Annotated in this window: 17 protein-coding genes; 10 read left to right on the top strand and 7 right to left on the bottom strand. The window is 64.8% G+C overall.

Features of this window, described 5'->3' with window-relative positions; genetic code table 11:
• Positions 1-12 precede the first annotated feature (12 nt).
• Together V3C40_RS25420 and V3C40_RS25415 are read right to left on the bottom strand one after the other, a co-directional pair.
• Positions 13-1863, bottom strand: coding sequence for an amidohydrolase (locus V3C40_RS25420; protein WP_331778835.1), 1851 nt, complete (start codon positions 1861-1863; stop codon positions 13-15).
• Between the two features lie 67 nt (positions 1864-1930).
• Positions 1931-2584, bottom strand: coding sequence for a hydrolase (locus V3C40_RS25415; RefSeq protein ID WP_034758835.1), 654 nt, complete (start codon positions 2582-2584; stop codon positions 1931-1933).
• 219 nt (positions 2585-2803) lie between these two features.
• On the opposite strand from V3C40_RS25415, the gene V3C40_RS25410 reads away from it, so the two are divergent.
• The 7 genes from V3C40_RS25410 to V3C40_RS25380 all read left to right on the top strand — a co-directional run bounded on the left by V3C40_RS25410 (position 2804) and on the right by V3C40_RS25380 (position 7877).
• Complete coding sequence (locus tag V3C40_RS25410) at positions 2804-3046, top strand: hypothetical protein (RefSeq protein ID WP_331778834.1); 243 nt, start codon at positions 2804-2806, stop codon at positions 3044-3046.
• Between the two features lie 186 nt (positions 3047-3232).
• Positions 3233-4603: a DEAD/DEAH box helicase gene (locus V3C40_RS25405; protein ID WP_034758850.1), complete on the top strand. Its 1371-nt coding sequence runs from the start codon at positions 3233-3235 to the stop codon at positions 4601-4603.
• A gap of 131 nt (positions 4604-4734) precedes the next feature.
• Complete coding sequence (otnI, locus tag V3C40_RS25400; RefSeq protein WP_331778833.1) at positions 4735-5517, top strand: 2-oxo-tetronate isomerase; 783 nt, start codon at positions 4735-4737, stop codon at positions 5515-5517.
• Positions 5518-5614: 97 nt separating this feature from the next.
• Entirely contained in the window at positions 5615-6424 is an 810-nt protein-coding gene (locus tag V3C40_RS25395; protein ID WP_331778832.1) for a hypothetical protein, read from the top strand.
• Positions 6409-6882, top strand: a complete 474-nt coding sequence (locus V3C40_RS25390) for a hypothetical protein (protein WP_331778831.1) — start codon at positions 6409-6411, stop codon at positions 6880-6882. The genes V3C40_RS25395 and V3C40_RS25390 overlap by 16 nt, the downstream gene beginning before the upstream one ends.
• An 84-nt stretch (positions 6883-6966) precedes the next feature.
• Entirely contained in the window at positions 6967-7386 is a 420-nt protein-coding gene (locus V3C40_RS25385; RefSeq protein ID WP_034758858.1) for a VOC family protein, read from the top strand.
• Positions 7387-7496: 110 nt separating this feature from the next.
• Entirely contained in the window at positions 7497-7877 is a 381-nt protein-coding gene (locus tag V3C40_RS25380; protein WP_034759509.1) for a TraR/DksA family transcriptional regulator, read from the top strand.
• A 162-nt stretch (positions 7878-8039) separates the two neighbouring features.
• Here V3C40_RS25380 and phbB read toward each other — a convergent pair whose 3' ends face one another.
• Positions 8040-8786, bottom strand: a complete 747-nt coding sequence (phbB, locus tag V3C40_RS25375; RefSeq protein ID WP_034758859.1) for an acetoacetyl-CoA reductase — start codon at positions 8784-8786, stop codon at positions 8040-8042.
• A gap of 168 nt (positions 8787-8954) precedes the next feature.
• Here phbB and V3C40_RS25370 point away from each other — a divergent pair, with 168 nt between their 5' ends.
• A complete protein-coding gene (locus V3C40_RS25370; protein ID WP_072456452.1) occupies positions 8955-9821 on the top strand; it encodes a universal stress protein in 867 nt (288 codons plus the stop codon).
• Between the two features lie 20 nt (positions 9822-9841).
• On the opposite strand, the gene V3C40_RS25365 is transcribed toward V3C40_RS25370, so the two are convergent.
• From V3C40_RS25365 to V3C40_RS25355, 3 genes are all read right to left on the bottom strand, one after another.
• A complete protein-coding gene (locus V3C40_RS25365; RefSeq protein ID WP_034758862.1) occupies positions 9842-10201 on the bottom strand; it encodes a hypothetical protein in 360 nt (119 codons plus the stop codon).
• 196 nt (positions 10202-10397) lie between these two features.
• Entirely contained in the window at positions 10398-10964 is a 567-nt protein-coding gene (locus V3C40_RS25360; protein ID WP_034758864.1) for a glycine zipper domain-containing protein, read from the bottom strand.
• A gap of 186 nt (positions 10965-11150) precedes the next feature.
• The gene (locus V3C40_RS25355; RefSeq protein WP_331778830.1) at positions 11151-13265 is read right to left on the bottom strand and encodes a serine hydrolase; all 2115 of its coding nucleotides are present in this window, start codon (positions 13263-13265) and stop codon (positions 11151-11153) included.
• A 164-nt stretch (positions 13266-13429) separates the two neighbouring features.
• On the opposite strand from V3C40_RS25355, the gene V3C40_RS25350 reads away from it, so the two are divergent.
• Both V3C40_RS25350 and V3C40_RS25345 read left to right on the top strand, forming a co-directional pair.
• Entirely contained in the window at positions 13430-15091 is a 1662-nt protein-coding gene (locus tag V3C40_RS25350; RefSeq protein ID WP_331778829.1) for a histidine kinase, read from the top strand.
• Complete coding sequence (locus tag V3C40_RS25345) at positions 15088-15777, top strand: LytR/AlgR family response regulator transcription factor (protein WP_331778828.1); 690 nt, start codon at positions 15088-15090, stop codon at positions 15775-15777. The genes V3C40_RS25350 and V3C40_RS25345 overlap by 4 nt, the downstream gene beginning before the upstream one ends.
• A 4-nt stretch (positions 15778-15781) precedes the next feature.
• Here the strand turns inward: V3C40_RS25345 and V3C40_RS25340 are convergent, their stop codons facing one another.
• On the bottom strand, positions 15782-16654 hold the full coding sequence (locus V3C40_RS25340; RefSeq protein WP_331778827.1) for a zinc-dependent peptidase: 873 nt from the start codon (positions 16652-16654) through the stop codon (positions 15782-15784).
• Positions 16655-16820 lie beyond the last annotated feature (166 nt).

Genomic DNA, 16820 nt, shown 5'->3' with positions numbered 1-16820 from the left:
CCCGGCCAGCTCCTAGAAGGCGAAGCAGCTGCAGCCCAGGGTGCCCCAGAAGCCGGAAAAATCGCTGACCGGCACGGCCGACTTGCGCGCCCGGTCGTGGGCGTGGGCGTGCACGCCGCAGGCGCCCGCGCACTGGTGTGGCATGGCGGCTTGCACCTGCTTGGCAACCGGCCGGTAATGGCCGGGCACCGTGCGCACGGGCGACCACTCTGGCAGTACGGGAATCGGTGGCGGCGCCAGATTGGTGAACTCCCCCTGACCATAGACGACCTTGCCGCCCACCATGGTCAGCACGGATTCGATCGACTTGATCGCCTCTTCCGGCACCGTGAAATAATCGGCCGACAGCACGGAGAGATCGGCCAGCATGCCCTCGCGGATGCGCCCCTTCTTGCCTTGCTCGCTGGAGAACCAGGCGCTGCCCGCCGTCCACAGTTCCAGCGCCGTGTCGCGCGACAATCTGCCCGCCGCATCCGTCAGGGCCAGGCCGCCCACGGTGCGCCCCGACACCAGCCAGTACAGCGCCGTCCACGGGTTGTAGCTGGCGACCCGGGTCGCATCCGTGCCGCCGCCCACGGGCACGCCCGCGTCGAGCATGCGCTGCACGGGCGGCGTGGCCTTGGCCGCGTCCGCGCCGTAACGCTCGACGAAGTACTCGCCCTGGAAGGCCATGCGGTGCTGGATGGCCAGGCCGCCGCCCAGCGCCTTGACCCGGTCGATATTGCGCGGGCTGATGGTTTCCGCATGATCGAACAGCCAGTGCAAGCCGCCGAACGGCGTGTCGCGGTTGACCTTTTCAAACACGTCGAGCATGCGGCTGATCGATTCGTCATAGGTGGCGTGCAGGCGGAACGGCCAGCGCTGCTCGACCAGGTGGCGCACAACCTTTTCCAGTTCGTCTTCCATGCCGGCCGCCAGCTCGGGACGCGGCTCGAGAAAATCCTCGAAGTCGGCGGCGGAAAACACGAGCATTTCGCCGGCGCCGTTGTGCCGGTAAAAATCCGTGCCGTCGCCGGGCTTGATCATGCCCGTCCACTTCTGGAAGTCCTGCAGTTCCGCGCCCTTGTTTTGCGTGAACAGGTTGTAGGCGATGCGGATGGTCAGCTGTTCTTTTTGCGCCAGCTCGTCGACAACGGCGTAATCCTCGGGATAATTCTGGAAGCCGCCGCCCGCGTCGATGGCGCTGGTGATGCCGAGGCGGTTCAATTCGCGCATGAACTGGCGCGTGGAGTTCACTTGCAATTCCAGCGGCAGCTTGGGGCCTTTCGCCAGGGTCGCATACAGGATCATGGCGTTCGGGCGGGCGATCAGCAAGCCCGTCGGGTTGCCGGCCGCGTCGCGCACGATTTCGCCGCCGGGCGGATTCGGCGTATTCTTGTCGTAGCCGACGGCGCGCAGGGCGGCGCGGTTCAGCAGTGCGCGGTCGTACAGGTGCAGGATGAAGACGGGCGTGTCGGGAGCGGCCGCATTGATTTCATCGAGGGTCGGCATGCGCTTTTCCGCGAACTGGAACTCCGTCCAGCCGCCGACCACGCGCACCCATTGCGGGTTCGGCGTGCGCAAGGCTTGCTCCTTGAGCATGCGCAAGGCGTCGGCCAGCGAGGGCACGCCTTCCCAGCGCAATTCCAGGTTGTAGTTCAAGCCACCGCGGATCAGGTGCAGGTGCGAGTCGTTCAAGCCGGGAATCACCGTGCGGCCAGCCAGGTCGATCACCTGCGTGGCGGGGCCGCGATGGCGCATCACGTCTTCCACGTCGCCCACGGCGAGAAATTTGCCATCGGCGATGGCGACGGCGGACGCCAGCGGCTGCGTCCTGTCGACCGTGTGGAAACGGCCGTTGAGCAAGATGGTGTTTGCGTGCATGAGAACTCCCGGATCAAATGAAAACACGGCCCCGCCGGCGGGCGGCGGAGCCAAAATCAGCGAAAAATCAATGGCCTTCGCTGGCGTTGAACATCGATTTGGCGTAGATCAGGCCCAGGCCATAGCCGCCGCCGTGCGCCACGGCCGTCGCCACCGTCTCATTGTAGGTCTCGCCGCGGGCCCAGTCGCGCTGCAGTTCCAGCAAGTATTGCACGGACGTCATCGGCTGCGCACCCGCCTGTATCATGCGCTGCATGGCCATCGCATGCGCTTCGTCGGAAACGTCGCCGCTGGCGTCGGCGATCACGTAGACCTCAAAACCCTGCTCCAGCGCGGACAGCGCAGGGCCCACGATGCAGACGGACGTCCACAGGCCGGCCAGCACGATCTTGCCCTTGCCGTAGCCATTCACCTTGTCGGCGATGCGCGCGTCTTCCCAGGTGTTCATGCTGGTGCGGTCGATCGGCGCCTGATCCGGGAAGACGGACTGGATCTCGTCGAAGATCGGGCCGGAGAACGATTTGGCGGCCACCGTCGTCAAAATCGTCGGCACCTTGAATTCCGCCGCCGCCTTGGCCACCAGAGCCGCATTATTGCGCAGCAGGGCCAGGTCGATGGAGCGCGTGGCGAACGCCATCTGCGACTGGTGGTCGATCATGATCAGGGTATGATCGTTCGGGGTCAGCAGTTTTTGTGCGGCTTGGGCGGTGGCGATAGGCATGATGCTTTCCTTAGTGAAAATAATTGAATATAAAAATACGGATGTCGTTATACGGTGCTGCTGCTCCTGCCCTTGCGTCACGCTGTGTGTGCCGGGCCAGTGCTATGCAGTATGAACGAGATACTTTGAAAACAAAAACGGAAAGAATGCCAAGCTATATGCAATTTTTTCGATAATTAAAAAATGGCCGCGACAACAGCCTGTCCTCAAGGAGAAAACATGGGATTTGAATTCAGGATCGCGGCCAGCCTGACGCCAGAGCAGCGCCAGCACATCGCGCAGCTGCTGGCGGCACGGCCGCAGGCGCCCGGCGCCATGCCCGATACCGACGCCAGGCTGACGGAGGCCGGCCTGTATATCTGCCAGTACCTGCGCCCGGAGCCGTGGCACGGCCTGGAAGCCCTGCGCGCCTGGTTTGATACGCACGGCGTGCGCTACACCGTCGGCGAGATCGACGACTAAACACCTTTTCTTTACTTGCGACATTGCAAACCTGAAACAAAACAGGCGCGTTTTTGCCAGGCTGTTATACTTCGCGTGTGCGGCACATATGACCAGTCCCCTTGCCGCTGTCTTTCGACCCCTAATCTGATTGCCTGCGACTGGCGCCTCACGATGGCGACAGGCCGATCTCACAATAAAGTTACCATGTCCTTTTCCTCCCTCGGATTGTCCGACGCTATCGTACGTGCCGTTACCGAACACGGCTACACCGTGCCGACCCCGATCCAGTCGCAGGCGATTCCCGCCGTGCTGGCTGGCGGCGACTTGCTGGCCGGCGCACAAACCGGTACCGGCAAGACGGCCGGCTTCACCCTGCCCGTGCTGCACCGCCTGTCGACGGACGCCAATGGCGCATCCATCACCAGCAACACCTCGACGCGCCCTATCCGCGCCCTGATCCTGGCCCCGACGCGCGAACTCGCCGCGCAGGTCGAGGAAAGCGTGCGCGCCTACAGCAAGTACACCAAATTGAACTCGACCGTGATTTTCGGCGGCGTCGGCATCAACCCGCAAATCAAGCAGCTCAAGCATGGCGTCGACATCCTCGTCGCCACGCCGGGCCGCTTGCTGGACCACATGGGCCAGGGCACGGTCGACCTGTCGAAAGTGGAAATCCTGATTCTCGACGAAGCCGACCGCATGCTCGACATGGGTTTCATCCGCGACATCAAGAAAGTGCTGGCAGTACTGCCGCCAAAACGCCAGAACCTGCTGTTCTCGGCCACGTTCTCGGAAGAGATCAAGGCCCTGGCCGACGGCTTGCTGAACAAGCCAGCCATGATCGAAGTGGCGCGCCGCAATTCGACCGTGGAAGTGATCAAGCAAAAGATCCATCCGGTCGACCGCGACAAGAAGCACCCGATGCTGTCCTACCTGATCAAATCGAACAACTGGACGCAAGTGCTAGTATTTACGCGCACCAAGCATGGCGCCAATAAACTGGTCGAACAGCTGGGCGCGGACGGCATCGGCGCCCTGGCCATCCACGGCAACAAGAGCCAGTCGGCGCGCACGCGCGCGCTGTCCGAGTTCAAGGATGGCACCCTGCAAGTGCTGGTCGCCACCGACATCGCCGCGCGCGGTATCGATATCGACCAGTTGCCGCACGTCGTCAACTACGACTTGCCGAACATTCCGGAAGACTATGTGCACCGTATCGGCCGTACGGGCCGTGCCGGCGCCAAGGGCGAAGCCGTGTCGCTGGTTTGCGTGGATGAGCACGAAATGTTGAAAGACATTGAAAAGCTGATCAAGCAAACCCTGCCGCGCGAAGTCATCGAAGGCTTCGAGCCCGACCTGAACGCCCGCGCCCAGCCTGTGCAATTGCGCAGCGGCACCGGTGGCCACCGCAACAACAGCCGCGCGCCAGCGGGCGCCGTCGTGCGCGTGAAAACCGGCGGCAGCGGCGCCAAGCCACGCAGCGCCGGCCCATCGGGCGGCGGTGGCGGCGGTAACCGCAGCGGCAATGCGCCGCGTTCGGCAGCATCGCACCGTTCCGGCGGTCGCGGCCGTTAATACCCGCAGGTAAGCGTATCGCAGCAATCAAAACCGTTCCAGAACTTGTTTCTGGAACGGTTTTTTCATGCCCGCCACCAATTGCCGATTTGGGCTAGGATAGTGTCCATTGCCCTCACCTGCGTGCCGCCATGCCGAACTTCGCTGCCAACCTCAGCATGATGTTTACCGAACTGCCCTTCCTCGACCGCTTTGCCGCCGCCAGGGAAGCGGGCTTCGATGCCGTTGAATTCCTGTTTCCCTATGCCGTCGAGGCGCGGCAGATCGCCATGCGGCTGGAAACTCACCATCTGCAGCTGGCCCTCTTCAACTTTCCGCCCGGCGACTGGGAGCATGGCGAGCGTGGCATTGCCTGCGACCCGCGCCGGGGCGAGGAATTCCGCAGCAACGTGCAGCTGGCGCTCAACTATGCGCTGGCGCTCGGGGCAAAACAGCTGCACTGCATGTCCGGCATCGTGCCGCCCGGCATGAGCCTGGAGCGGGCGCGGCAAAGCCTGATCGGCAACCTGCAATTTGCGGCCGAAGCCTGCCGTCCGCATGGCATCAACGTGCTGATCGAGCCGATCAACCACCACGACATGCCCGGTTACTTCCTGAACCATAGCCAGCAGGCGGCCGACATCATCGCCGACTGCCAGCGCAGCAATATCTTCCTGCAGTACGACATTTATCACATGCAGCGCATGGAGGGCGAGCTGAGCAACACCATCCGCGCCATGCTGCCCCTGATCCGCCACATCCAGATCGCCGACACGCCGGGCCGCCACGAACCGGGCACGGGCGAGATCAACTACCGCCACCTGTTCAAGCTGCTGGACCAGGTCGGCTACGCAGGCTGGGTCGGCTGCGAATACCGTCCCGCCAGCGACACCGTTGCCGGACTGGGCTGGCGCGAGCAATTGACGGGCGCCTGATCGCAGCCTGCTTGCGCCCGCACAAGGCGGGTTGCGCAGGCCGGCACGACAATACCTTTCCATACAGTATTTCCTGTCGAGAGGTGACGTGTTTGCCATGCCCGCCCGCCATCGCCGCGCTCTTTACCTGCACCTGTACCTGAGCCTCTTCCTGGCTGCCGTGCTGTGCGGCTGCGCCACCGCGCGCCCCGAGCTGGCGCATGTGCGCGCCCTGGCGGCCGGCACCGATGCCTTGAGCGCCTTCAGCGAACTGTCGCAGCGCCACGTGGACAGCTACCAGCGCGCCCGCCCCTATCTGTCGCCGGCCGAAGACGCGCGCGAACGCCTGCTCGATGCGCAGCGCCGCGCCGCGCAGGCGGACGCCGCACGCCTGGTGCAAGCCGTGCGCCTGTACCTGCAGGCGCTGGGCCGGCTGGCCGATGCCGACGCGTATGACGTGCGGCCGGAACTGGCGGGCGCCGGCGCCGCCATCCGCACCTGGCCGGATAGCGGCATCGACGACCACCATGTCAGCGCCTATACCCAGTTGCTGCAGCAACTGTCGCGCCTGAGCAGCGCGGCCAGTCAGCAGGCGCACCTGGCGCAAGTGCTGCACGATGGCGACGCGCCGCTGCAAGCCTTGCTGGCCGCGCTCGACAGCTTGCTGGCGCTGTACGACAAAAGCGGCGACAACGAGCGCGACATGGTGCTCGGCTTGCTCGACGTGGAAATCGCGTATGCGGACACGCCGCAGCAGCGCCTGCTGGCCGTGCTGGCGAAAAACATGCAGCAAAGCAAAACCGAGGAATACCGCCTGGCTGGCTTGCGCCATACCCTGGCGCGCCGGCAACTGGCGGCACTGGGGCGCGAACACGCCCGGCTCGCCGCTACCCTCACCACCACGGAGGCACAATGGACGGATCGGTAGGCAGGAGCAGCAACAGCGAACGCCGCGAAGCGGCTCTCAGCAGCGCCATGCGCGTCGAGCAACTGGCCGACAGCCTGTCGCAGGCGGCCGTCACCCTGCACGGCGCCGTCATGCGCGCCATCCGCAAGCGCGCCAGCCAGGGGGCCGACGGCATCAGCCACAGCCAGGCGCAAGCCGTCTTCGCCCTGGAGGTGGCCTTGCGCCAGCAAGCCAATCAGCTGTATGCCGATGCGGCCGGGCACACAGTGGCGGGCCTGGAAACGGCGCAGCGCCAGCTCAGCGGCCTGCTCGACACGGTACGCCTGCGCATCGCCCGCAACGACGACGTGCGGCACTGGATCAGCCTGGCGACGAGCTTGTTGCACCTGGGCAGCGCCGTGCTCGCCGGCAGTCCCGAACGCATCCTCAGCACCCTGGGCAAGGTGCGTGAGCGGCTGCAAGAGATGGCCCCGGAGTGATTGAAATCGGCTGGCGAGCGCCTATACTGGGACCTCCCCCGCGTGGCAATCGTGCCTGCGGGACGATGACCAGAGGAGACCAAGATGCGTATCGAACCGTATTTGCAATTCAATGGAAACTGCGCGCAAGCGCTCGAATACTACCGCCAGCACCTGCATGGCACCGACCTGTGCCTGATGCCATTCCGGGGCACCCCGGGCCAGGAGCAAGTCAAGGAAGACTGGTATGACAAGATCATGCACGGCTCCGTGCAGCTGGGTCCCACCATGCTGATGGGTTCAGACGGCGGCTGTACCGAGGATGGCGCCAAGGGCATGCACGGCAGCTCGATCTGCCTGACCGTCGATACGCCGGAAGAGGCGGAACGGGCCTTCGACGCGCTGGCGCGTGACGGCACCATCCAGATGCCCATGGAAGAAACGTTCTGGGCCAAGCGCTTCGGCATGTTGAAAGACCAGTTCGGCGTCGCCTGGATGGTCAACTGCCTGAAAGAGCCAGCATAGAATGGCCGCTGCCAGCCTGCGCCGCATCAAACGCGGCGCGGGTGGTAGCGCAAGCAGAGCCGCCAATCTTGGACTACCATGATGGAAGTAACCTCTACCGGGTGATGGCCATGAATGGATTGCCGCAAGACCAGCTGCAGCGCCTGCAGGGCGTGCTGGAGCAACGCAAGCTGGCGTTGCTGGAACAGATCGAGAACGAAGCGGCCGAAGCGGACGCGCGCGCCTCCTTGCTCAATGAAATCGAAGCCTCGCCGGCCGACAACGCCAGCGTGCGCACCTTGAACGCCCTCGTCAGCGAAGCGGCCGAGCACAATCAGGCGCAGCTGGCCATCATCAAGCACGCGCTGGCCAAGTTTGCCGATGGCAGCTACGGCCTGTGCGACAACTGCGGCGAAGCCATCGGCCTGTCGCGCCTGAACGCCCGCCCCGAAGCGCGCCTGTGCATCGATTGCCAGACGCGGCTGGAAAAAGCCCGGCGCCCGGTACCATAACGGCTGCATGACTGCGCAACAACAAAGGGCAAGGCATCGCTGCCCTGCCCTTGTTTTCCAGCGTGACTGCCATTGCCTGCCGTCCGCCGCCAGCGTCTGTGCGCCGGCTGGGTGGACGGGTCTCCTCTACTGCCATTGCCTCTGTGCAAGCTGTATGCTTGCTTAACTCATGTGCTGTCCGCCATTGATGGCGATGTTCGCGCCCGTCACAAACGCCGCCTCGTCCGACGCCAGGTAAGCGACCAGGGCCGCCACTTCGTCCGGCTCGCCCAGGCGGCCCAGGGGAATTTGCGGCAGGATCTTCGTTTCCATGATATCGGCGGGCACGGCCGTCACCATCTGCGTGCGCAGATAGCCGGGCGAGACCGTGTTGACGGTGATGCCGTGGCGCGCCACTTCCAGCGCCAGCGCCTTGCTGAAACCATGCACACCCGCCTTGGCGGCTGCGTAGTTGCACTGGCCAAACGCGCCCTTCTGGCCGTTGACGGACGAGATATTGATGATGCGGCCCCATTTATGTTCGAGCATCGGTTCGAGCACCTGCTTGCTCATGTTGAACAGGCTGTCGAGATTGGTACGCATGACCTCGGACCAGTGCGGCAATTCCATCTTGCGCATGCTCTGGTCGCGCGTGATGCCGGCGTTGTTGACGAGCACGTCGATGCGGCCGAACTGCGCCAGCACGCTGGCCACGGCCTCGCTGCAGGCAGCGAAATCCGTCACGTCGATGGCCAGCGGATGGAAATAATACTGCTGCGCCTGCTGCTCGTCGAGCCAGCTTGCCACCCGCGCATTGTCCGGCGTATGCGCGGCCACGACGGCAAAGCCCGCCCCATGCAGGCGGCGGCACAAGGCCGTCCCCAGGCCGCCCATGCCGCCCGTGACCAGCGCTACCTTTTGTTCCTTCATGACTGTCTCTCCCCGCTTGTTATGGTTGTTCTGCGTGGCATCAAGTGTAGGAGCAGTTTTTATTGCCAGCCTTGCGCCAGATCAAGTGCTCAGCCTGATGCAGTCGTGCGCGGCCGGCACCCCGGACTGTGCCAGAATGGCCGCTACTGCACAGCGAGAGGACAAGCCATGACGTACAAGACCGTATTGCTCCACATCGACGACAGCGCCGGGCGCGCCGCCCGCATCGAAGCGGCGGCCAGCATCGCCCAGGCTTGCGGCGGCCACCTGACGGGTGTGGCGCTGACGGGCGTGTCGCGCCTGCTGTACCAGAACCAGCCCGACCTCGATGCCGACCCGAACCTGAGCTTGCACCTGAACTTCCTGCGCGACCGGGCCACGCACGCCCTCGACGGTTTCGAGGCGCAGGTGCGCGCAGCCGGCGTCGCTTCGTTCGAACAGCGCGTGCTCGACGACGAGGCGGCGGGCGGCATCAGCCTGCTGGCCCGCTATGCGGACCTGGTCGTCATCAGCCAATACAATGCCAAGGATAAGTCGCCGTCCGTGATGCGCGACTTTCCCGCCTACGTGCTGCTGCATTCGGGACGTCCCGTGCTGATCGTGCCGTATGCGCCGCCGCTGCCCCTGCTGGCGCCGCCGGCGGCCGCGCGCAATGTACTCATATCCTGGAACGCCAGCAAGGAAGCGAGCCGCGCCGTGAGCGCCGCCCTGCCCCTGCTGCAGCGCGCCGGCCAAGTCCATGTGGCCATCTTCGACGCCCAAGTGCATGCCGCCGAGCACGGCGAACAGCCGGGCGCGGAACTGACGCAATACCTGGCGCGCCACGGCGTGGAAGCGCGGCTGCATTTGCTCGATGGCGGTGGCGTGCGGCGCGGCGATATCGGCGAAGCGCTGCTGTCGCAGGCGGCCGACCTGTCGGCCGACTTGCTGGTAATGGGGGCGTATGGCCATTCGCGCCTGCGCGAAACCATCCTCGGTGGCGTCACGCGCACAATTCTGCAAAGCATGACGATCCCCGTGCTGATGGCGCACTAGGGTGTATTGAAAGCGGCGGGCTAGCCGCCCTGCCAGGGCTGGCTGCGGATCTTTGCCACCTGGCGCTGCGCCAGCCACTGCCACAGCTGCAGCGCGTCGTCCTGCGGCAGGGCCGACATGTGGCGCGGACTGGCCAGGGCGATTTCGCAATCGCGGTCCGACCATTCCTCGAAAGTGACTTCGCCTCCGCTAGCGACCTCGACCTGATACATCAAGCCATCGTCGTAACCAAAACGCAACAGGACGGCGGCCGGGCTGCCATCCTGCGCCACTGCGCCGCCGCGGTAGACCTCGGCCAGCGCATCGGCCAGCTGTGCCGGCGAGGGCGCGCAGATGTCGCGCCCATCGGCCCGTGTCAGAATGAACCATGCCTGTGTCATGACGCGACCTCCTATTCATACCCGTTAGCATGCGAGGCAAGTACTACAGGCAGTCACCTTGGTCCAGTGTCACTTCGGGCGCGCGGAAACTATCCCTGTCGGCATTGTTTACCAATAATTACGAATACTAACAAGGATCATACCTAAATTTCATGCAGCGCGGAATTTATGCATATTCCGCGGCTGGCGCGCCAATTCACGCCACCAGCACGGGTATGCTGAGCGGATCGAAATCCAGCCAGTCGCCATTGGCGATCGTGCCTTCCGCTTCCTCGATGTGCTCGGCGCCGAGACGGTGCAAGGTCTCGAGCGCCCGTTCGCGCTCGTCGGGGCCACCAAGCGCGACGGCGATCAGCATGCCCGGATGGCGGGGCTGGCGGCGGTTTTCGCCATTACCCTCGCCATTTGCTTCGGGTTCGCCCGCGTCTTTCATTTTATTGAAACTGTAGAGCGAACCCACATGGGCGCCCACGAGCGCCCCCACCACCGGGCCCAGCGGCCCCGTCGCCAGGGTGGTGGCCGCGCCGATGCCGGCACCGACGGCGGCCCCGACGGCCGCGCCTTCCACTACGCCTTCCGGCGTTTCCTTGGCCCCAGGCGACATGTCGCGGTCGCCGCCAAGCGCGTGCAAATCATGCTGGCCCGGCTGGTTGACAAAGAAGGAACTGATGCGGCTGTCGGGAAAGCCCGCCTGGTTCAGGGCCGCGCGCGCGGCGTCGATCTGCTCCTGCAACTGAAAATGACCTGCGATGATGCGTGACATGATACGGCCCTCCTGGTCGGCTGCTGGCGCACCGTGCGCCGCTACGATAGCGTGCGCCGGACGGCGCCAGGATACCGTTCGCTTACGCACACAGTTACGCACACAGCCAATCAATCATGCGGCTGCGCCGTACGGGCTGCGGATATCGGACAGGAATTATTGTGCGCGCAAAGCCCATTAGGCGTTCTAAGGCGCCAGCGCCTTCGTCTCGCCAGCGAGGCGGAGGATCGCCGCTTTTGCCCCCACGGCGCCCGGATAGCGGGGGTCGAGCCGCAGCGCCTGCCGGTAGGCCTCGACAGCCTGCGGGTGCAAGCCTTGCTCGACATAAAACTCGGCCAGGCTATCCTGCAGATTCGCGTCGCGCGGATGCAGGCGGACGGCGGCCTGCAGCACGGCCATGCCTTGCGCCACGGCGCCGCTGCCTTTCAAACGGTAGGCTTCCAGGTTCAGCGCCGCCGGGTTGGCCGCACCGAGCGGATCGCGCTCCAGCGCCAGGCGCAGGGCGGCGAGGGCCGCTTCCGTCTTGCCGGCGCGCAGCAGGGTCAAGCCTTGCAGCGCATGCGCACGGTCGCTGAGCGGATACAGTTCCACGGCCAGGCGGCTGGCCGCCAGCGCCGTATCTATCTCGCCGCGCGCGGCCGACGCTTGCGCCAGTTCCTGCAGCTCGGGCACGAAATCGGGATAGGCGCGCTGGCCACGGAAGGCCGTGCGCAGCTGGCTATCGAGCGCGGCGATGGATGGGGCCGCGGCCGGCCAGGCGATGGCGGCCGTACGGTCCCAGCTGCCGGCCAGGGTCACGATGGCTTGCTCGAAGGCAGGGTCGAAACGGGGCAAGGCGCCGGCCTTTGTTCCTTGCGACAACAGGACATAGTCGCGCGCAAACGCCAGCGCGCCGCCACGCGCGTATTGATTCAAGTCGACGCCCGACTGGCGCAACTGCCTGGCCATGCTGGCGCCGGCCGTGAGAAACACGCGGCCACCTGCGGGATGGCGGGCCGCGTCGATGTAGGCGCGCGCCGCCCTGACATCGGGCGCCAGCGCTTGCCGGTTGATTTGCGTAAATGCTTCGCGCGTGGCGGCCGCATCGGCATACGGTTGATCCGTGCGCTCGGCGTACGCCCTGCCCTCTTCGAACAAGCCTTGCGCCACCTGGTACGCGCGCTGCGCGCCCGCATCGGCGATATACGTGTTCAGCTGCCACGCTTCGCCCGTGACGACTTCGAACAGGCGCTGCACGAACGCCTCGGGATTGACGCGCTCGAGGTTGGCGGCGACGGCAACGGTGAGCTTGCGCGAGGGAAAACTGTACAGATAGGTGACGGTCTCCGGCTGCTGGCCGCTGTGGGCAATCGCGTAGCGCCCGCCCGTCGGGACGACTTCCCAGCCCATGCCATAGTCCGTCAAGCGGCCGGCGCGCGTGGCCATCGGCTGCACCATGGCGGCCACGCTGGCCGCCGAGAGTATCTTGCCTTCATGCACGCCCCTGCCGAACGCCAGCATGTCGGGCACGCTGGCGTGCGTGCCGCCGGCGGAAAAGCGGCTGCTGATGTCGACGAATTCCGCATTTTTCCACTCCTTGCCGGCCAGCCGGTAGCCGCGCACGCGATGGGCGATCACGGCGTCGGGGTCATCCATCACGATCGTGTCCATGCCCAGCGGCCCCCATACGTGGCGCCGCATGTAGCCGCCATAGCTTTCGCCAGAGGCGCCCTCGATGACGGCGCCCAGCAGGTTGTAGCCATAGCTGGTGTAGCGAAAGCGCGTGCCCGGTTCGGCGATCAGGTCGAACTGCTCGAAGACGGCGATGGACTGGCGCGTATCCTTGTGCTCCTTGAAGTGCTTCTCCGCCTTGCTGTTACGGTAGGCGTCGATGCCGCCCAGGTGGCCCAGTAACTGGCGCACCGTCACGGGAAACGGTTTGACGGGGAAATACGGCACATACGTTTGCACGGGCGCATCCAGGTCGATCTTGCCCTGTTCCACCAGTTGCAGGATGGCCACCGCCGTCATGGGCTTGGTGACGGACGCGAGCCGGTAGCTGGACCGGGCTGTGGCCGGCACGCGGTTTTCCAGGTCCGCATAGCCATAGCCTTTGACCCATTCCACGTCGCCTTGGCTGAACCCGACGGTCACGCCCGGGATGCGTGCTTTGTCCATGCGCTGAGCGACCCAGCCGTCGAAATCGGCCAGGCGCGCGGCCAGAGCAGAAGCGGGAACAGAAGTGGGAGCGGAAGCGGCTTGCGCCGCGCCGCAGAACAGCGCCAGCGCGCCGGCGAAACCGTAGTATTTGCTGCTTTGCATAATTAATATTCCATGGTGAGGGCCGTGTCCACAGCACGGCACTGATGCATGGTAAGTGTCTTTTACACACCGTTGGCGGGCCGTGCACGAAATGCACGAGGCCCGCATGAACGGCACCGAAGCGGATGAAAATGTTGCAAAGGGTTGGCAAATGAGCAGCTACAATGCCCGCCATGCCCTCCTGCTTCCGCTACCTGCTGCTGTGCTGCCTGGCCTTGCCCTCTTTCGCCATGGGCATGGACAGGCTATCGCTGGCCGAAGGCTGGCGCGCCTGCGGCACAACCAGCGCCACGCCCGCCGCCTCGCTGTACCATCTGCTCAAGCCGGGCCTGCTGCTGTGCGTCGAGCGCGACCTCACCGTGGCCGCCACGCCCTCGTCGACGCAGCTGCTGGTGCTGTCGGCGCTGGCTTCCAGCGAAGTCTGGCTCGATGGCATATTGATCGGCAGCAATGGCCAACCGGCCCGCCAGGCCAGCGGGGAACGCGCGGGCGACATCGATTTCGCCATCCACCTGACGCCACGGCAGTTGGCCATGGGCAGACACCACCTGCGCCTGCTGCTGTCGACGCTGCAGGCGCCTGAACGCCTGGCGTCGCCACTGTACGCGCTGTACCTGGTCGACCGGCAAGACTACCGCGCGGCGCTGGCCTGGTACCGGCTGCCGCCGCTGCTGCTGGCCGGGGCCTTGGGCGCCGTCGCCCTGCTGTTTCTCGCCTTGACGGCGCTGTACCAGCGGCAGCGGCACTGGGCCATGTTTGCCGCGCTGTGCATGGTGGCGGCGCTGCTGCTGGTGGTGGAACTCTGGCGCAGCGTTACCGGCTATGCCTATCCCATGCATTTGCCGCGCCTGTACGCCGTCAGCGCGCTGACCTGGCTGTTTTCCGCCTTGCTGCCCCTGTATTTTTATACGGCATACCGGCTGCCGCGCTGGCCGCTGGCGGCGGCGGTACTGCTGGCGGGCATCGCGCTGGCCGGCGCGCTGCCCGCGCATTTCGACTCGCGCTGCTGGTCGATGTTCTTGACGGGCCTGGCAGCAAGCCTGGCGCTCAACCTGGGCGCCCTGTGGCGCCGCCTGCCGGGCAGTCTCGGCGGCACCTTGATTGCGCTGGCCTCGTGCGCCCTGTTCCTGCTGACGGGCAGCCAGTTTGCCGAAGGGGGCTTCGCCCTCGTCGTGTGCTTCTTGCTGCTGCCCCTGTGCGCGCAATTGCTGGCGCAGCTGCTGCGCGAACGCAGCAAGGCGGCACGCGCCCAGCAGCTGGAAAACCAGCTCTTGCGTAAAAGCATGCAACCGCATTTCCTGATGAATTCCCTGAGCCTGATCAGCGAACTCAACGCGCAATCGCCGCAGGCGGCCGAAACCTTCATCGAGGCACTGGGCGCCGAGTTGCGCATGCTCAACGAGTTCGCCCAGCAGCCCAGCATCGCCCTGACGCAGGAACTGGCCCTGTGCGAGAACTACCTGAGCATCATGGGCACGCGGCTGCAGCAGCCATGCAGCCTGCAGCTCAATGGCGAGGCGGCGGGCATCACCGTGCCGCCCGCCACCTTGCTGACGGCGCTGGAAAATGCGTTCAGCCACAACCGCTACCGCCACGGCGCCACCTTTATCCTGCGCATCGCACACCATGCGCAAACGCACGTGCTCACCCTGATCCTGCCCGAAGGCGAGACACGCCAGCATGAGGGCGGCGGCGTGGGCGAACAATACATCCGCGCCAGCCTGCACGCCGTGTTTGGCGATGCGGCCCGCTATGAGCGCGAATATGCGAGCGAACAGCAGCAGGCGGGCTGGCGCCTCACCTTTACCTTGCCGGCGGCGCCATGAATGTGTTGATACTGGAAGATGAACCGCTGATCGCGCAAGGCATCGAACGCGAGGTGCGTGCGCATTTCGGCGCGCGCCTCGGCAATCTCGTGCTGCATGACAATGTCCCGCAAGCGCTGGCCGCGCTGGCCCAGGAACAAGTCGACTTGCTGCTGCTGGACTTGAACCTGCATGGCGCGGACGGTTATGACTTGCTGCGCCTGGCCCAGACAGCCCCGTTCCAGACCATCATCGTCTCGGCCCACGCGGAACGCTCGATCACCGCCTTCGAATTCGGCGTGCTCGACTTCGTTGCCAAACCTTTCAGCCGCGAACGCCTGCACAAGGCGCTGCAACGCTATACGGGGCGGCATACGGAAGCGGCCTCGCTGGCCGTCAAGAAACGGGGGGCGCTGGAATGGATCGCCATGGCCGACATCGACCATGTACAAGCCGATGGCCACTACAGCAATATCGTGCTGCGCAGCGGCGAACAGTATTTTCATGACCTGGCCATCGACAAGCTCATGGCCCTGCTGCCGCCCCACTTCCTGCGCGTGCACCGCTCCTACATCGTCAACAGCCTCGGCTTCAAACGGCTGCAGATCGCGGCGGGCGGCAAATACGCGCTCGACACGCAGACCAGCACGGGCATCCCCGTGTCGCGCAGCAGCTATCCCGCGCTGAAACAGCGGCTGCTGGGCTGAACGCTTACCAGTGTGCCGCGTAGTTGGGAAACGGCGAGCTCATGTGCTCGGGTTCCACGGGCGGCGCCATCCAGTCGCGCGGGTCGACCTTGTAGTACTGCAAGAATTGCGCGTACAGTTCTTCGTGGTGCTCGGCCATCTGGTACGGTTTTTCAAAGAAGGTTTCCGTGGCCACGGCAAAGAATTCGGCGGGATTCGTGGCGCCGTAATGGTCCATCACGCTGTGCTGCTGGTAGATGGCGTCGTGGCGCAGGTTGTCGAAGTCGCGCGACAGCACGGTGGCCCAGCTGCGGTAGCTCGACACGCTGGGCAAATACGGCGCGCCATTCGCGGCGCCCGATTCGCTGTCGAGCTGGTGGGCAAATTCATGCAGCACGACATTGTGCCCATCGGTCCAGTCGGCCGCGCCGCGCTGCACATGGTCCCAGGCCAGCACGACTCTGCCATCGCCCCAGGATTCGCCCAATAGCCCATTGGCCGATGGCGTCACCACGCCGCCCGGCCCCACTTCATCGCGCGTGACGATGAATTCCGTGGGATACACGAGGATGGTGTCGAGTTCCGGATACACCTGCGTCTGGCGGTTCAGCAGCAGCAGGCAAGCCTGGCCGGCGATGGTATAGCGCATCTCGTCCGTGATCTCCAGGCCGCCGCAACCGACGAATTTCTTCTGATACAGGAATTGCACGACGAGACGGCGCAATTGTTCCTGCAGCGGCGCCGGCATGCGCGGATACACGGGAATATTCTTTTCCAGCACGGCCAGGCCTTCAGCCGGCAAGGGCCTGGCCAGGGCCCGCTTCAAGCGCCAGCGGGGTAACCACAGCGAAAAGACGATGGCGGCCGTGACGAGGGCGATCCACAGCAGCGGGTTCATGCGAAGTCCCGTTTCAGGCAAGGCAGTGGCAGACACGATAACGAGGCGGCGTAGGCAGACAAGGACAAGCTCCTTCAAGTGAACCCGCGCGTTGCGGGCAGCAGTCCAGCCCACATGGGGATGCTTGCAGTCTTTTCAATCAGACGACATGAAACGGCCTGTCCCA

Origin of the sequence: Janthinobacterium sp. LS2A (assembly GCF_036543145.1) — a bacterium.
Lineage (GTDB): Bacteria > Pseudomonadota > Gammaproteobacteria > Burkholderiales > Burkholderiaceae_D > Janthinobacterium > Janthinobacterium aestuarii.
This window is presented reverse-complemented; position numbering and strand designations above follow the sequence as displayed.

Excerpts from the sequence above, each read along its gene's own strand:
- V3C40_RS25345 (WP_331778828.1), top strand. The coding sequence starts at position 15,088 with ATGAATGTGTTGATACTGGAAGATGAACCGCTGATCGCGCAAGGCATC.
- V3C40_RS25340 (WP_331778827.1), bottom strand. The coding sequence starts at position 16,654 with ATGAACCCGCTGCTGTGGATCGCCCTCGTCACGGCCGCCATCGTCTTT.
- V3C40_RS25380 (WP_034759509.1), top strand. The coding sequence starts at position 7,497 with ATGAATGGATTGCCGCAAGACCAGCTGCAGCGCCTGCAGGGCGTGCTG.
- V3C40_RS25370 (WP_072456452.1), top strand. The coding sequence starts at position 8,955 with ATGACGTACAAGACCGTATTGCTCCACATCGACGACAGCGCCGGGCGC.
- V3C40_RS25415 (WP_034758835.1), bottom strand. The coding sequence starts at position 2,584 with ATGCCTATCGCCACCGCCCAAGCCGCACAAAAACTGCTGACCCCGAAC.
- V3C40_RS25395 (WP_331778832.1), top strand. The coding sequence starts at position 5,615 with ATGCCCGCCCGCCATCGCCGCGCTCTTTACCTGCACCTGTACCTGAGC.
- V3C40_RS25410 (WP_331778834.1), top strand. The coding sequence starts at position 2,804 with ATGGGATTTGAATTCAGGATCGCGGCCAGCCTGACGCCAGAGCAGCGC.
- V3C40_RS25355 (WP_331778830.1), bottom strand. The coding sequence starts at position 13,265 with ATGCAAAGCAGCAAATACTACGGTTTCGCCGGCGCGCTGGCGCTGTTC.
- V3C40_RS25350 (WP_331778829.1), top strand. The coding sequence starts at position 13,430 with ATGCCCGCCATGCCCTCCTGCTTCCGCTACCTGCTGCTGTGCTGCCTG.
- phbB (WP_034758859.1), bottom strand. The coding sequence starts at position 8,786 with ATGAAGGAACAAAAGGTAGCGCTGGTCACGGGCGGCATGGGCGGCCTG.
- V3C40_RS25360 (WP_034758864.1), bottom strand. The coding sequence starts at position 10,964 with ATGTCACGCATCATCGCAGGTCATTTTCAGTTGCAGGAGCAGATCGAC.
- V3C40_RS25385 (WP_034758858.1), top strand. The coding sequence starts at position 6,967 with ATGCGTATCGAACCGTATTTGCAATTCAATGGAAACTGCGCGCAAGCG.
- V3C40_RS25420 (WP_331778835.1), bottom strand. The coding sequence starts at position 1,863 with ATGCACGCAAACACCATCTTGCTCAACGGCCGTTTCCACACGGTCGAC.
- V3C40_RS25405 (WP_034758850.1), top strand. The coding sequence starts at position 3,233 with ATGTCCTTTTCCTCCCTCGGATTGTCCGACGCTATCGTACGTGCCGTT.
- V3C40_RS25365 (WP_034758862.1), bottom strand. The coding sequence starts at position 10,201 with ATGACACAGGCATGGTTCATTCTGACACGGGCCGATGGGCGCGACATC.
- V3C40_RS25390 (WP_331778831.1), top strand. The coding sequence starts at position 6,409 with ATGGACGGATCGGTAGGCAGGAGCAGCAACAGCGAACGCCGCGAAGCG.
- otnI (WP_331778833.1), top strand. The coding sequence starts at position 4,735 with ATGCCGAACTTCGCTGCCAACCTCAGCATGATGTTTACCGAACTGCCC.